Source organism: Streptomyces mexicanus (genome assembly GCF_902506575.1).
GTDB lineage: Bacteria > Actinomycetota > Actinomycetes > Streptomycetales > Streptomycetaceae > Streptomyces > Streptomyces mexicanus.
The window spans coordinates 6,997,679-7,012,955 of the sequence record NZ_LR732544.1 but is presented as its reverse complement, the minus strand read 5'-3'; the positions used below and the strand labels follow the sequence as shown (position 1 = coordinate 7,012,955).

Below are 15,277 nucleotides of genomic sequence, written 5' to 3'. Positions count from 1 at the left end.
TGTTCAACGTCCGCGTATCAAGGCCGTTGCCGTGCCTTCCGTGCTCTTCGTATGCTTCCGGGCCGTGCGGCCGATCCGGCCCACGGCAATCCGATACGGCGGAAGGAGTGACACATGAGCGACCGCGACTTCATCGACACCCGTGACGCTGAGCAGGAGACCAGCAAGTGGTAATCCGCTGACCAGCGAAACGCGCCGCCCGTATGGAATTCAAAATCCGTGCGGGCGGCGCGTGGTCCGAGAGAGGCTGAGATGGTAGGTAATCGCGTTTCAGAAGTCATCGACATTCCCGCCGATCTGCTGGAGATCGACGACTCCACCGACGAGCGCTACTGGGCGTCGGTGGAACGCGTCGTCGCGCTGGCCGAGGACCGGGGGCGGGCCGCCGACGGGATCCCGCTACTGGCGTCTGTCGCGGTCCCCCACCCCGAATGGCCGGTGCGAGCCGGTGCGGTGCGCCTGCTGGCCAGGCACCACGCGGGCGACCCGGCCGCCGACACCGCCGTGGCCGCCGCCACCCACGACACCGTCGACTGGGTCGCCTTCACGGCGCTGAAGGTCATCGCGGAGCACCGGATCGCCGCCGCCGTACCCGACCTCATCCGCATCTCCGGCTGGCCCAGCAACTTCACCCGCCCCGACTGGACGCGCAAGCCCGTCGGCTGCGGCGCAGCACTCACCAAGCGGGCCCTCATCGCCGTCTTCGGCACCCGCGACCCGGCCGAACTGCGCCGCCTGGAGGACGAGTACTTCTCGGACATGCGGGCGCGCATCGAGGCCGCGCGCAAGCGTCCCCGGCGGAACACCGACGTCGTCCTGGTGCCGGGCGGCCCGGCCATCATCGGCGCCGAGGAGAAGCCCGACGCCTTCCGCATGGCCCAGGACGACAGCACGCTGCGCGCCGTGGACGTACCCGCCTTCCTCATCGACCGCACCACCGTGACCAACGCGCGCTACCACGCCTTCCTCGACGAGGTCGGCGACTCCGGCGAGTTCGACCACCCGGACCAGCCGCTGGAGCGCTCGCACCGCCCGGCGCACTGGCACGACCCGCGGTTCAACGCCCCCGACCTGCCGGTCGTCGGCATCGACTGGTACGACGCGTACGCCTTCGCGAAGTGGGCCGGCGGTTCGCTGCCCAGCGAGGTCCAGTGGGAGAAAGCCGCGCGTGGCGTGGACGGCCGCCGCTACCCCTGGGGCGAGGAGTGGGACCCGGACCGGGTGAACTACGTGGAGCGCTCGTTCGGCGAGGAGGTTGCCGACCTCGACTCCCTGGAGGCGCTGCTCGTCACCGTCTCGCAGGGCGGCAACCCCGCCCACCCGGTGCTGCCCGCCGACGCCCTCCCACAGGGCGCCAGCCCCTACGGCGCCCTGCAGATGTCGGGCAACGTCTGGGAACTGACGCGGACCAATTACTACACCGGCGACGACATGGACCCCTTCTTCAAGGGCCGGCACCCGCTGGACTTCATGAACCGCAAGGAAGCCTTCCACGTGCTGCGCGGCGGCACCTGGACCTCCCCGCGGTCCTGCCTGACCACGTTCTACCGGGGCAAGGACCTGATCACCGACCGGCACAACGAGGTCGGCTTCCGCTGCGTGTACGAAGTGAGCGACTGATGCGACTGATCTCCCTCGGCCACGCCGCCGTCCTCGTCGACACGGGGACGGAGCGCATCCTCTTCGACCCCTGGCTCACCCAGCGCCTGGACCGCTTCTGGGAGCACCACCCGGCGGTGCCGGACCGGTTGGTCCGTGAGGTCCTCGACGACGGGGTCGACTACGTGGTGCTCAGCCACCACCACTTCGACCACCACCACTTCCCCTCACTCCTGCGCCTGGTCGACGGCGCCGACGTGGACTTCGACGACAGCCCGCGCCAGAGCTCGGAGGTCACCTGCGTCTACCCCACCGGCCCCGTGCCGCCGCGGCTGACCGCGTCCGGGCTCGGACACCAGGCCATCGCCTGGACCCTGCGCCGCTTCGGCTACGAGAACCTTCAGCCGGTGACACCGGGCGACACCCTGACCCTGGGCCGGACGACCCTGCGGACGTTCCCCTCGGCGGTGTCCTTCCCCGAGATGAGCGTGCTGGTGCAGACCGACGACGCGGCCGTCATGCTGTGCGGCGACGCGCTCCTGCACGAGGACACCGTGGCGGCCTTCCGCCGCGCCGACGCGCCGAGGCTGGACGTCCTGTTCGTCCCCGCGCACAGCATCTCGCCGCCCGGCGTGCTCACCGAGCGCCGCCCGCTGACCGATCCCGACGCGGTGCGCGCCCGCGCCGTCGCCAACTTCGACCGGTACCTCGACGCGATCCCCGCGGCCGTGACCGTGCCCTCCTCGTTCGGCTGGCGCATCAGCGGCGACGGCACGTCCGACTACGACTGGTGCAACCGCACCATCTTCCCCTTCACCCCGGTCGAGGCACTGCGCCGCCTGGACGAGCTGGGCCGCGACGGCCTGCTGTGGGGTCCCGGACAGGTGATCGAGGTCAAGGACGGCAAGGCCGCCCCGGCCGACGGGCCGGTGCCGCCCGGCGCGTACGACTTCGACGAGGTCTACGCCGCGGTGACGCTCGACCCGGACACCCCCGTACCGCCGTTCGACGCCTCCCGCGACCGGTACGGCCGTCAGACCCGTGACGCCCAGGACATGCTGCGCGAGCTGCTGGACCGGCTGGTGGCCACCGACTACTGGTACCGGGCACTGGACCACGGCGCCGGCCGCCACGTCGTCTCGCTGTACGAGGACGACGGCAGTGAGACGTCCTTCCTGCTCGACCCGGTGACCGGCCGGATCACACGGCTGGGCCCCGGACCGGCCCGCGGCCATCTCGCCGGCGGCGAGGGCTGGACCGAGATCGCCGCCTCCACACTCGAGGCCCTGCTCGGCGCCGACCTGCTGTTCGGCAGCTCCTTCGGGCTGTGGGCCAGCGACGGCGTGCTGCTCTCCGCGGTCTTCCACCACCCCTCGTTCTACACCCGCCACGTGGAACGCGCGCTGCGGCAGGAGAGCAGGCCATGAGCGAGCCGGTCGTGTTCGACCACGACAGCGCCTGTCTGCGCGGCAACCCGCTGGGCGACCCGCACCGCCGCCGCGTCGAGGTGCACCTTCCGCCGGGGTACGACGGCGTCCGCCGGTACCCGGTGGTGTACTGGCTGCCGGGCTTCGGCGCCCGGCCCAGCCTCACCCACCGGCCGCTCGCCTTCGGCGGCTCGGTCGCCGACCGGCTCGGCCGGGCGATGGCGGAGGGCCGGGTGCCGCCCGCACTGCTCGTGGTACCCGACTGCACGACTGCCTACGGCGGTTCGCAGTACATCGACTCCGCCGCCTGCGGGCGCTACGCCGGCCACCTGGCGGAGGTCGTCGCCGAGGTGGACCGGCGGTTCGCGTCCCTGCCGGGGCCCGCCGGGCGCGCCGTCGCGGGCAAGTCCAGCGGCGGCTACGGCGCCCTGGTCGCGGGCATGACGACCGGGCTGTTCTCGGCGGTGCTCGCCTTCTCGCCCGACGCCGGGTTCGAGCACTGCTACCTGCCGCTGCTGCCCGCCGCGCTGGACACCGTCCGGGCGGCCGGCGGCGTCGAGGCACTGCTGGCCCGCCGTGACACCGGCCCGCACGACGTGCCCTTCATGGTGGCGATGAGCATCGTCGCGATGGGCATGTGCTACGCCGACACCCCCGGAACCGCGCCCGCCGACGCGCTGCCGTGCGACCCCGTCACCGGCCTGTTCCGCGACGAGGTGTGGCAGCGGTGGCTGCGCCACGACCCGGTGCGCATGCTCCCCGCCCACGCCGGCCGGCTCGCCGCACTCGGCCTCCTCCACCTCAGCGTCGGCGAACGCGACGACTACGGGATGCACTGGGGCGTCCGCGCGCTGCACGCCGCCCTCGACGCACACGGCGTCGCGCACGCCTACCGCGAGCACGAGGGCGGCCACCACGGCATCGAGCACGTGTTCACCGAGGCCCTGGCCCAGCTGTGGCGGGTGTGGGGGGAGACGGAGACCGGCGCGTGTGCGGCATAGCGGGCTTCATCAGCTTCGAGGGACGGCGGGACACCGACTGGATGGACGCGCTCGGCCGCACGATGACCGACGCCATGGCACACCGGGGCGAGGCGGCCCGCGCCCCGTACGTCTCGGCGTGCGGCACCGTCATGCTGTGCGCGACGCGCCTGGCGGTCCGCGACCGCAGCGAGGCGGGCGACCAGCCGATGACCGACCCCACCGGACGCGTCGTCCTGGTGCACAACGGCGAGGTGTACGGCTCCCGTTCGCCCGCCGCGCCGCTGTGGCCCCGCAGCACCACCTGCGACACCGAGTTCGTCCTGCAGCAGGTGTGCCGCGAGGACGATCCCGCGGCCGCCCTGCAGCCGCTGTCCGGCATGTTCGCCCTCGCCTGGCACGACACCTGGAGCGGCCGCGTCGTGCTCGCCCGCGACCACTTCGGCGTGAAACCCCTCTTCTACGCCTTCGCCCACGGCGGGCTCCTCTTCGCCTCCGAGCCGGGCGTGCTCCTGCGCACCGGCCTGGTGACCCCCGAGGTGGATCCAGAGGAGTACGTCCTGCGCTCCTGGATCCGGATGGACGCGGCCGACGACCACACCTGGCTGCGGGGCGTGCGGGCCCTGCAGCCCGCCGAGTACCTGTCGGTCGACAGCCCCGGCACCCCCACCACCCACCGCTACTGGCGGCCCACGCCGGTGGAGAAACCGGTCAGCGCCGAGGAGATCAGGGCAGCGTTCGACCGGGCGATCGCGGAGCGGGCCGTGTCCGACGTCCCGCGGGCGGCGGTGCTCAGCGGCGGCGTCGACAGCACGGCGGCCGTGGCGGCCCTGACCGCGCTGGACGTCCCCGTCCAGGGGTACGTGCTGCGCTACCAGGACGGCATCGGCGGCTCGGGGGACGACGTGGCGCACGCCGCCGAGGCCGCCGAGCGTCTGGGCGTGACGCTGACCGTGTGCGACCTGGACCGCGAAAACGCCGCCGAGCTGGTGCCCGTCCTGCCCACCCGGCTGATGCGGCCGCTGCTGCACGGCGCCGAACTCGCCATGCACCACCTCTACGGCGCCATCGCCCGCGACGGCAACGTGGTCGTCTACTCCGGCCACGGCGCCGACGAACTGTGGGGTTACCAGGCCGGCGGTTACTTCCCGATCGTCGACCCCTATGCGCCCACCTTCCTCCACGGCCGCCACTACCTGACCCACCAGCTGTACCCCGACGAACGGCCCGTCTGGGCCCGGCTGGTGACCTGGATGGCGCGCGAACTCGGCGTCGACATGACGGCCGTCACCGACCTGGTGTGGGAGCGCACCATGGAGGAGTACCGGGCGATCAAGACCGCCTCCCCGCTCAAACGCGGCCGGCACCACCTGCTGCGCCGCTTCCTGGTCTACGTCAACGACATGGTCGACGCCACGTCGGCGACCTTCACCCTGGAAGACCGGCCCGTCTTCCAGGACGTCGCCCTCGCCGAGCTGGCCTTCCGCTGCCCGGAACACCTGAAAAACTCCGGCGAGCCCGGCAGCAGCCACAAGGGACTGCTCAAGGAGGCGCTCGCCGACCTGCTGCCCGACTCGGTGCGCCACCGCCCCAAACAGGGCTTCCCGACCCCCACCGACCCCGGGTACGCCCGCCGGCTGGCCGCCCTCGCCGACGGGCTCGGCACCCCCTTCGGCCTGCCGCCGCTGCCCGCCGGGCTCCGGGCCGAACTGGGCGTCGGCGAATGGATGTTCCTTGCTTCGACCTCCGCCTGGCTCGGCCACCTCGCGGAGCTTCGCACCCACCCGAGGAGTCATGGTGAGCAGTCCCGTACCCCCGTGGCGCTGGCAGGTCCTGGACCGCGCGGCCGACCTTGACCCGGTGCCCCCGGCGATGGAGGAGACCCGCGCCCAGCACTGGTGCAACTTCGTGCTGTGGCGGCCGTCCCTGCTGCCCGCGGGATGCGACACCCGCGTCGGAACCCTGCGCCGCGAGGCACCCCCCGGCCGGGTGGCGGCCGAGGGCCGCACCCCGTGGAGCGACGCCAACCCCGCCGGCTACCGCACCGAGATCTTTGGCGGGGGACGGCGGCTGCGCCTGAAGCAGTTCCTCTACGACTGGGCGTTCCCGGCCGCCGACCACCCGTGCCTGTGGGGCAGCCAGACCCGTCCGGCCGAGATCGGCGGGGGCCGCGTCGTCTGGCTCGGCACCGACTACCTGGGCCACCGCGCCGCGAGCGCCAGGCTGGCCCGCACCACCGTCGAACTGTCCGTGCTGGAGGGCGAGTTCGACGACGACGAGCTGGTCGCGCTGTTCGCCGCGCTGCGCCCGGCCGTGCCGGACGCCGTGCCGAGGGTGCTGGCCACCCCGTTCGCCGACCTGAGCTACTGGGCCCGGCACCCGGCCACCATGGTGTCGGTGCCCACAGGCGTCTTCCGCTTCCACCGGAGCGAGCGCGAGCACGAGGGCGACTGGGTCCCCTCCGAGCAGGTGGTGGACTTCCTCACCGCCCAGGGAGTCCCGGTGACGGCCGGGCAGTTCCGCGCCGAGAGCGCCGCCACGTTCGGCGACGGCACCACCGTCCGCGAACTGGACGTCGTCTACTCCTCGCCGTCCGGCGGCGAGCTGCGTCTGACGGCGCAGCGCACCGGCGGCGGCCGGCTCGCGTTCCCCCCGCAGCGGGACAAGCACCCCGCCACCGCCGAGATCCGCGACCTCGGTGGCCGTCCGCTCCACCTCGGCCACCTCAGCACCCGCTACGGGGCCTGCGACGCCTGGTGGCAGCACCCCGACGGCTACGACCTCCGGCTGCTCGGCAGCGCGGGAGCGGGCCTCGGCCCGGAGGCGTTCCACGGCCTGGCCGCCGAGATCGACCGCGGGCTCCGGCTCGCCGGCCACGCGACGGTGCTCGGATGACCGCGGCGGGCCGTGCGGTCCTCGACCCCGCCACCGGCCGCACCCTCACCCACGTCCCGGACACCGACGCCTCCGGCGTCGCCGCCGCCGCGGCCCGGGCCCGGACGGCGTTCGAGGAGGGCTGGGCCGACACCTCCCCGGCGCAGCGCTCGCGCCTGCTGCGGGAGCTCGGCGAGCTGCTGCGCGAGGACCGCACGGAACTCGCGGCGCTGGAGCGGATGAGCACGGGCAAGCCCACCGCCCGCGCACGGGGAGAGGTCGACTTCGCCGCCCAGGTGGTCGACTGGTTCGCGGCCGCGGCCCGGTACCCGGTGGGGGAGACCCATCCGGCCGGCCCCGGCATGCGCACCTACACCGACCGGGTGCCGGTCGGGGTGTGCGCGGCCATCGCGCCGAACAACTACCCCCTCCTGCTGGCCGTATGGAAGATCGCCGCCGCCCTCGCCCACGGCAACACGGTCGTGGTCAAGCCGGCGCCCGAGACACCGCTGTCGATCCGCCGCCTGGTCGGCCGCGCCGGCGACGTGCTCCCCGACGGCGTGCTCACCGCCGTCTACGGCGGCGCCGCGACCGGCCGGCTGCTGGGCGCCCAGCCGGCCGTCGGCATGGTCTCCTTCCCCGGCTCGACGGCGGCCGGGCGCGAGGTCGCGCGGCGCTGCGCGGCCCGCCTCAAGCCGGTCTGCCTCGAACTCGGCGGCAAGAGCCCCGTCGTCGTCTTCCGCGACGCCGACCTCGACGCGGCGGCCCATGCCGTCGTCACCGGCTTCACCGGCAACACCGGCCAGATGTGCGTGGCGGGTTCACGGCTGGTCGTGGACCGGGCCGTGCACGAGGAGTTCGTCGGCCGGGTGGCCGCTTACGCGGCCGCCCTCGAGGTCGGCAGGCCGGCCGATGCCGGCACCGACCTCGGCCCGCTGATCAGCCGGGCCGCCGCCGACCGCACGGCCGAGGTGGTCGCGCAGGCGGCGCAGCGCGGAGCGCGGGTGATCCTCCCGCCCGGCCGCTCCTCGATCCTGCACGACCTCGACGGCGGGTTCTTCGTCCACCCCGCGATCGTCGACCGGGCGCCCCTCGACAGCCGCGCCTGGCGGGAGGAGATCTTCGCGCCGGTGCTGTCCGTCGCGTCGTTCGCCACCGACGACGAGGCCCTGGCCCTCGCGCACGACACCGCCTACGGGCTGTCGGCGTCGGTGTGGACCTCGGACGCCCACCGCGCCGAGCGCTTCGCCCGGGCCCTGCGGGCCGGCATGGTCTGGGTGAACACCTGGGGCGACACCGAGGAGACGGTCAGCGTCGGGGGCCTCGGCCAGTCCGGATACGGCCGGGAACTGGGCCTGCACGCCGTCGACGGCTACACCAGGCCGCGCGCCGTCTGGGTGGCCCACCGGCCGGGGCGGTGACATCGTGGCGCGCACCGGCCCCCCGCACCTGGACTTCCGCAGCGACACCCGCACCCTGCCGGACGCGCGGATGCGCCGGGCGACGGCCGCGGCGGAGGTCGGGGACGACGTCTACGGCGACGACCCGACGGTCGTCCTCCTGCAGGAGCGGGTCGCCGACCTGCTCGGCACCGAGGCCGCACTGTTCACGCCCACCGGCACGATGGCCAATCTGCTCGCCCCGCTCGCCGCGGCCGGCCCGCCCGGATCGCCCGCCCCGCGGGTGATCGCCGGCGCGGACACCCACATGGCGTTCCTGGAGTCGGACGGGCTGCGCCGCTTCGGCGGCATCGAGCTGCTGTTGGTGCGGCAGCGCCCCGACGGCCTGCCCGACCCCGACGCCCTGGCCGCGCTGCTCGCCGCCCGCACGGACCGACCCGTCGTGGTCTGCGTCGAGAACACCGCCATGATGCACTCCGGCAACGCCCTGGACGCCGAAGCGACGTACGCCGTGGCCGCGCTGGCCCACCAACATGGCGCGCACCTGCACCTCGACGGCGCGAGGCTCGCCAACGCGGCCGTGGCGCTCGCGGTGCCGCCCGCGCACCTGGCCCGGCCGGCGCACAGCGTCACCTTCTCCGTCTCCAAGGGGCTCGGTGCCCCCGCGGGCGCGCTGCTGTGCGGAACACGCGAGTACGTCGCCCGCGCCCGCGCGCTGAGGGGCTGGCTGGGCGGTTCCCTGCACCAGGTGGGCGTCCTCGCCGCGCCCGCCCTGGTGGCGCTCGACCGCCTGCCCGACCTGGCCGCCGACCACGAGACGGCCGCGGCGCTCGCCGCCGGGCTCGCCACGGTGCCCGGCGTGGAGGTGATGCGCCCGCCCCGGCCGACCAACATGGTCATGGCACGGCTGGCCGGACTGAGCGCCGGCGAGTGCGCCGAGCGCCTGGCCGGCCACGGCGTGCGCGTCCTGCCGCTGCCGAACGGACACGTGCGCTTCGTGACCCACCGCGCACACGACATGATCGGGGTACGCGCGGCCGTCCGGGCGCTGGCGGCCGTCGCGGCCACCGTGTCCGGGCCCGGCCGGCGGCCCAGGACCACCCCAAGGGGGCTCGCCCCCGGCACTGACGGAGGAAACATGACGACGAAGCCACCCGCGCGCGGACTCGAGGAACGGCTGCGGGACACTCGGGCGAGGCTGGAGAACGACGTCGATCTGTGGGTGGCCACGGCGGGTGCCTCCCGCGGCGTCCACCTGATCCCGCTGTCCTACCACTGGGACGGGAACGCGATCCTCGTCTCCACGCCCCGCGACTCGGTCACCGGCCGCAACCTGCTGGCCGACGGCCGGGTGCGGCTCGGCCTCGGGCCGACCCGTGACGTCGTGCTCATCGACGGTGTCGCGGAGCCGGTGGACGTCACCGAGCTGGGCGAGGAGCTGGGCGACGCCTTCGCGGCCAGGACCGGGTTCGACCCCCGCAAGCTCGACGAGCCCTACCAGTACTTCCGGATCCGGCCCCGGCGCGTCCAGGCCTGGCGGGAGTCGAACGAGCTGGCCGGACGTGACCTCATGCGCGACGGCGCCTGGCTCGGCTGAACCCGCCGAAGGCGACACCACCCCGGGGCCGCCCGCCGTGCCCGCGCCGGCCGGTCACCCGCGTGACCGCCCGGCGCGGGCGCGGTCCAGCCGTGCTTGACCACTGCTGAAGACGGCTTTGCCAGGCTGCGACTGGCAACGCATCGGTCGATCCTTAAGGGGCGAATATGGGAGCCATCGAGGTTCCGGTTCTGATCGTGGGCGGTGGCGGATGCGGTCTGTCCGCCTCCGTCTTCCTGTCCGACCAGGGCGTCGATCATCTGCTGGTGGAGCGGCACCCGGACACATCGAGGGTTCCGAAGGCGCACTACCTCAACCAGCGCACGATGGAGATCTTCCGGCAGCACGGGGTCGCCGACGACGTGCTCGCCCAGGCGGCGCCGCTGGAGAAGTTCGGCAAGGTGCGCTGGCAGACCACACTCGCCGGTGACGGGCCGCTGGAGCGGCGCCTGATCCACGAGATGGACGCCTTCGGCGGCGGTTCGCTGCGCGAGACCTACGCGGCGGCCGGGCCCGTCCTGCCGGCCAAGCTGCCGCAGATGTGGCTGGAGCCGATCCTGCGCCGGCACGCGGAGGACCGCAATCCCGGGCGGATCCTGTTCCACCACGAACTGACCTCGTTCTCCGACGAGGGCGACCACGTGGCCGCCGAGATCCGCGACCTGGAGACGGGCGAGATCACCACCGTCAAGGCGCAGTACCTGCTCGGGGCCGACGGCGGCCGCACGGTCGGCACCGAGGTCGGCATCGAGATGCAGGGCCCGCCCGGACTGGTCAACACCACCACCGTGTACTTCTCCGCCGACCTGTCCGAGTGGTGGGAGGAGGGCACGCTCATCACGCACTTCCTCAGCCCCGAGGACCCCGACCTGTCGAGCAACCTGATCGAGATGGGGCCGCGCTGGGGCAAGGAGTGCGAGCAGTGGGGCCTGCACTTCGCCCCCGGCCCCGCCGGCCGCTGGAACAACGAGAACGTCGTCCCCCGGATCCGTGAGCTGCTGCGCATCCCGGACCTGGAGGTGACGGTGCACAAGGTGACGGACTGGATCGTGCACGCGCACCTCGCCGACCGCTACCGGGTGGGCCGCGTGCTGATCGCCGGCGACGCCGCGCACCGCCAGCCCCCCGCCGTCGGCCTGGGCCTGAACACCGGCATCCAGGACGCGCACAACCTGGCCTGGAAGCTGGCCGCGGTCCTCGGCGGCCGCGCGTCCGACGGCCTCATCGACAGCTACGAGGCGGAGCGCCGGCCCGTGGGCCGGGAGAACGTCGACTGGGCGGTCTCCGCCGCCGTGCACCACCAGGCGGTCATCGACGCCATCGGCGCCGGCCACAACATCCCGGCGGGCCGCCGCAAGCAGCGCCTCGAGTCGTACTTCGACCCCTCGCCCCTCGGCGACACCGTGCGGGCGCGCGCCCGGGAGATCTTCCACACCCACCGCGGGGGCTGCCAGTCCCTCGACATGGAGGTGGGCTTCCACTACGAGGACGGCGCGCTCGTCCCGGACGGCAGCGAGCCGCCGGCCCGCGTCCCCATGCGCAACGAGCACCGGCCCACCTCACGGCCCGGGCACCGGCTGCCGCACGCCTGGATCACCGCCGGCGACCGGCGGCTGTCCACGCTGGACCTCGCCGGCCGGACCGACTTCACGCTGATCACCGGCCCGCAGGGGACGCCGTGGTGCGAGGCGGCCGCGCGGGTGGCGGAGAAGTTCTCCGTGCGCATCACGACCGTCCGCATCGGCGCCGGCTGCGAGTACGCCGACGCCGAGGGCGGCTGGGAGGCCGTCCGCGGGATCACCGACGCCGGCGCCCTCCTGGTCCGCCCCGACCAGCACGTCGCCTGGCGCAGCACGGGCGCCGGCCAGGACGCCGAGCAGACCCTGGCACAGGTGTTCGCCGCGGTGCTGGACCGCTGACACCGCGACAGACACGCAGAAGCGGCCGTGCCCGGACGGGCACGGCCGCTTCTGCGTGAGGGGGGTCAGGCTCCGACCGCCACCGAGCGGGCCGGCGCGTTGTGCCGCACCCAGTCCAGCACCTGCTCGGCCGCCTGCCGGGCCGAGGCCATGCACACGCCGACACCGACACCGTCGTAGAGGGCGCCGCAGACGGCGAGTCCGGGCTGCGCGGCCACCGACTCGCGGATGCGCCGCACCCGCTCGAAGTGGCCGACGGTGTACTGCGGCAGGGCGTCCGCCCAGCGGTTGACCCGGCTCGCCACCGGGGCGCCGCGCACTCCGATGGCCTCGGCGAGCTCGGCCGTCGCCAGCGCCACGAGGTCGGCGTCCTCGCGTCCCAGCAGGTGCTCCTCGCCGAACCGCCCGATCGAGCAGCGGATGATCTCCACCTCGCCGGCCAGGTGCGGCCACTTCACGGTGGTGAAGGTGACCTCCTTGACCGCCTTGCCCTCCGGGGCGGGCACCCGGTAGGCGGCGTAGCCGCGGCCCGCCAGGGGGACGGGGAACGCCGAGCGCGGGTAGGCGAGCGTCACCATCGCCACGCTGGAGTACGGCACCTCGCCGAAGGCCGAGACGGCGGCGGTGGTTCCGGGCACCTGGGCGAGCAGCTTGCCCGCGGGGCCCGCCGGTACGGCGATGACGACCGCGTCGGCGTCGATGTGCTCCGGGGCGGCGGCCGTGCCGACGGTGACCCGCCAGCCGTTCGCGCCGCGGGTCAGCTCGCGGACGGGGGCGTCGGTGCGCACCGACGCGTCGGGCGCCGCCGCCAGCACCTCGCGCACGAGCACGGGGGGCAGCGAGCCGAACCCGCCGTCCAGGGTCGCCACGCGCACGGGCGGCGGCTTCTGGCCCTCGGCGAGCACGGGCGTCAGCGAGGCCGCCGCGTCCGCCAGCGAGACGTGCGCACGGGCCGCCTTGGCCAGCGGCGTCAGCGTGGCCTCGAACGACAGGTCCGCGGCACGGCCGGCGAACACCCCGGCGAGGAACGGCTCGACCAGGCGGTCCACGACCTCCTGGCCGAAGCGGCCGCCGACGTAGTTTGCGACCGAGACGTCGCCCTCCAGGTCGAACGACGGCAGCACCAGGTCCTGCCGGGCCCGCTCGACACCCTCCGCGGAGACGACGCCCGACCGGGCGAGGTCGTCCATGTCGCAGGGCACGCCCATGAACTGACGGTCCGGCTGGTGCCGGACCTCGCCCCTGCTCCAGATCGCCGACGCGGTGACGCCGGCGGACATGATCTTCTCGCCGAGCCCGGCGTCCGCGATCAGCCCGGTGGTCCGGCGCCGGTTGGCGTACAGCGACTCGGCGCCCTCGTCGACGGGGACGCCCGCCACCTCGGAGACCGACAGCTTCCCGCCCAGCCGGGACGACGCCTCCAGGACCGTCACCCGGACCGGCTCGTCGCGGAGCCGGAACGCCGCCGCCAGTCCCGCGATGCCACCCCCGATGACGACCACATGGGGCTTTCCACTCACCTGATCCTGTTCGGTGTCAGCCATTCCACCAGATCCTTCGCGGTTAGTGTCGTGAGAGGCCGCCCCGGCGCCGGCGACCGGCGCCGGGACAGGCCCTGGCAGTCTCGCCGGGGGGCCCAGCCCTCCGGTCGAGAGCGCCTAGGGCGTGTTTCGAAAGTCCCGTCCGGCCCGCGACGCCTGGCACGGCACCTCGCCGCGTTGTCGGGATCGTCCGCGTACGCCCCGTACGCGGACGACCCTCCGCCTTGCGATGCACCGCGCCAGACGCCGCGGGCCCCGCCCTCCGGGCGGACGACGCTGCTTTCGAAACACGCCCTAGAGGGCGCTGCGGGCGGTGCCGAACCAGCGGTCGAGGGCCTGGGTGAGGTCGTCGGCGGTGCCGGGGGAGGTCCAGGCGACGTAGCCGTCGGGGCGGATCAGGACGGCGTCGGCGGGGGTTTCGGGCAGGGTCCAGGTGCCGGTGTGGATGTCGACGCGGTCGGTGTGGCCGTGGGCGGCGGCGGTGGTGGCCTCGTCGGCGGCCAGGAGCAGGCCGCGTCCGGTGCGCAGGAGTTCGGCGACGCGGGGGCGGGTGCCGTCGGCGAGGGTGACGAGGGTGTCGGGGGGCATGCGCCGGCCGAGCAGGGGGTGGTCGCCCTTGGCCAGGTCGTAGCGGATGCCGAGGTTGCTCAGCATGCCCGCCGCGTACTCGGCGGCGTCCCTGTGGGCCAGCAGCTCGCCCACGATCTCGCGGACCGGGTCCATGTCCTGTCCGGTGAGGCGCAGTTCGATCGCCGCGCGGGCGTTGCGCGCCAGCTGCTCGCCGATCGGGTGGCGTTCGGCGTGGTAGCTGTCGAGCAGGTCCTCAGGTGCCCAGCCCTGGACGGCCGCCGCCAGCTTCCAGCCGAGGTTCACCGCGTCCTGCACGCCCACGCTCAGGCCCTGCGCCATCGCCGGGGGCTGCACGTGGGCGGCGTCACCGGCCAGGAACACCCGGCCGCGCCGGTACTCGGCGGCGGCCCGGGAGGCGTCGGTGAAGCAGCTGATCCAGCGGCAGTCGCCGTGGTGGATGGACTCGCCGGTCAGCCGCTGCCAGGCGTCGGCGAGGTCGGCGTAGGCGATCGCGTCGCGGTCGCGCGGCGGCTTCGTCCCCGCCTCGTGGACGACGACGCGGGTGACGCCGTTCTCCAGGTCCATCGCCATCACCATGCTGCCGCCCGGCAGGTTCTCGCCGATGCGCCGCTTGCGGGTCTGGATGCCGGTGACGTCGGCGGTGAGGAAGCCGCGCCGGCCGTCGGTGCCGGGGAAGCCGATCCCGGCCAGCTTGCGGACGGTGCTGCGGCCGCCGTCGCAGCCGACGAGGTAGGCGGCGCTCTCCTCGGTCGTCCCGTCGGGGCCCTCGACGCTCACCACGACGCCGTCGTCGTCCTGCCGCAGACCGGTCACCTCCCGGCCGCGCAGGACGGGCACGCCGAGTTCGCCGGCCCAGTCCTCCAGCATCCGCTCGGTGCGGAACTGGGAGACGCCCCGGTGCCCGTAGTGGTCCTGCGCGAGCATGCCGAGGTCGATCGGCACCCCGCCGAAGTGGGCGTCGGCTCGCTCGGTGGCGCCCAGCCGGCCGAGCAGGCCCCGCTGGTCGAAGCATTCGGCGGTGCGCTTGGTGAAGCTCGCGCCGCGTGACTGGCGCGTGGGGGCGGGCAGCCGTTCGAGGACGACGACGTCCACGCCGCGGAGCCCGAGTTCGCCCGCCGTCATCAGCCCGACCGGGCCGGCCCCGACGACGATCACGTCCCTGGCCATGTGGTTACTCCTTCGCGAAGGGGCCGGCGTTCACCGGCCGGCGGACTGCGGCAGACGGGCGGTGCCGAACCAGCGGTCGAGGGCCTGGGTGAGGTCGTCGGCGGTGCCGGGGGAGGTCCAGGCGACGTAGCCGTCGGGGCGGATCAGGACGGCGTCGGCGGGGGCGCCGGGCAGGGTCCAGG

The 15,277-nt window shown here is 74.1% G+C and carries 11 protein-coding genes and 1 pseudogene; 9 read left to right on the top strand and 3 right to left on the bottom strand.

The features are described 5' to 3' along the window. The first annotated feature begins 252 nt into the window (after window positions 1-252). The 9 genes and pseudogenes from GV126_RS31305 to GV126_RS31270 all read left to right on the top strand — a co-directional run bounded on the left by GV126_RS31305 (window position 253) and on the right by GV126_RS31270 (window position 11,796). Window positions 253-1,620 (top strand): formylglycine-generating enzyme family protein, encoded by a 1,368-nt coding sequence (locus GV126_RS31305; RefSeq protein ID WP_236570201.1) that lies wholly within the window; start codon window positions 253-255, stop codon window positions 1,618-1,620. After that, window positions 1,620-3,026, top strand: a complete 1,407-nt coding sequence (locus GV126_RS31300) for an MBL fold metallo-hydrolase (protein WP_159672936.1) — start codon at window positions 1,620-1,622, stop codon at window positions 3,024-3,026. Before GV126_RS31305 ends, GV126_RS31300 begins: the two co-directional genes overlap by 1 nt. Continuing rightward, on the top strand, window positions 3,023-4,027 hold the full coding sequence (locus GV126_RS31295) for an alpha/beta hydrolase-fold protein (RefSeq protein ID WP_159672934.1): 1,005 nt from the start codon (window positions 3,023-3,025) through the stop codon (window positions 4,025-4,027). The genes GV126_RS31300 and GV126_RS31295 overlap by 4 nt, the downstream gene beginning before the upstream one ends. Then, window positions 4,015-5,862, top strand: coding sequence for an asparagine synthetase B family protein (locus tag GV126_RS31290; protein ID WP_159672932.1), 1,848 nt, complete (start codon window positions 4,015-4,017; stop codon window positions 5,860-5,862). Before GV126_RS31295 ends, GV126_RS31290 begins: the two co-directional genes overlap by 13 nt. Continuing rightward, window positions 5,804-6,901 carry a hypothetical protein gene (locus GV126_RS31285; protein WP_159672930.1) on the top strand — a complete coding sequence of 366 codons (1,098 nt, stop codon included), beginning with the start codon at window positions 5,804-5,806 and terminating at the stop codon, window positions 6,899-6,901. Before GV126_RS31290 ends, GV126_RS31285 begins: the two co-directional genes overlap by 59 nt. Then, window positions 6,898-8,301 (top strand): aldehyde dehydrogenase family protein, encoded by a 1,404-nt coding sequence (locus tag GV126_RS31280; protein WP_159672928.1) that lies wholly within the window; start codon window positions 6,898-6,900, stop codon window positions 8,299-8,301. Before GV126_RS31285 ends, GV126_RS31280 begins: the two co-directional genes overlap by 4 nt. Window positions 8,302-8,305: 4 nt before the next feature. Continuing rightward, window positions 8,306-9,316: pseudogene (locus GV126_RS36890) on the top strand (GntG family PLP-dependent aldolase); the annotation flags it as partial. A gap of 102 nt (window positions 9,317-9,418) precedes the next feature. Continuing rightward, window positions 9,419-9,877, top strand: coding sequence for a pyridoxamine 5'-phosphate oxidase family protein (locus GV126_RS36885; RefSeq protein WP_236570316.1), 459 nt, complete (start codon window positions 9,419-9,421; stop codon window positions 9,875-9,877). Window positions 9,878-10,044: 167 nt separating this feature from the next. Continuing rightward, window positions 10,045-11,796, top strand: a complete 1,752-nt coding sequence (locus GV126_RS31270; protein WP_159672924.1) for an FAD-dependent monooxygenase — start codon at window positions 10,045-10,047, stop codon at window positions 11,794-11,796. A gap of 65 nt (window positions 11,797-11,861) precedes the next feature. On the opposite strand, the gene hemG is transcribed toward GV126_RS31270, so the two are convergent. The 3 genes from hemG to GV126_RS37385 form a co-directional block, all read right to left on the bottom strand. After that, complete coding sequence (gene hemG / locus GV126_RS31265) at window positions 11,862-13,340, bottom strand: protoporphyrinogen oxidase (protein ID WP_159672922.1); 1,479 nt, start codon at window positions 13,338-13,340, stop codon at window positions 11,862-11,864. Between the two features lie 291 nt (window positions 13,341-13,631). Next, window positions 13,632-15,095 carry an FAD-dependent monooxygenase gene (locus GV126_RS31260; RefSeq protein WP_159672920.1) on the bottom strand — a complete coding sequence of 488 codons (1,464 nt, stop codon included), beginning with the start codon at window positions 15,093-15,095 and terminating at the stop codon, window positions 13,632-13,634. 30 nt (window positions 15,096-15,125) lie between these two features. After that, on the bottom strand, window positions 15,126-15,269 hold the full coding sequence (locus GV126_RS37385; RefSeq protein WP_438947880.1) for an aromatic-ring hydroxylase C-terminal domain-containing protein: 144 nt from the start codon (window positions 15,267-15,269) through the stop codon (window positions 15,126-15,128). Window positions 15,270-15,277 lie beyond the last annotated feature (8 nt).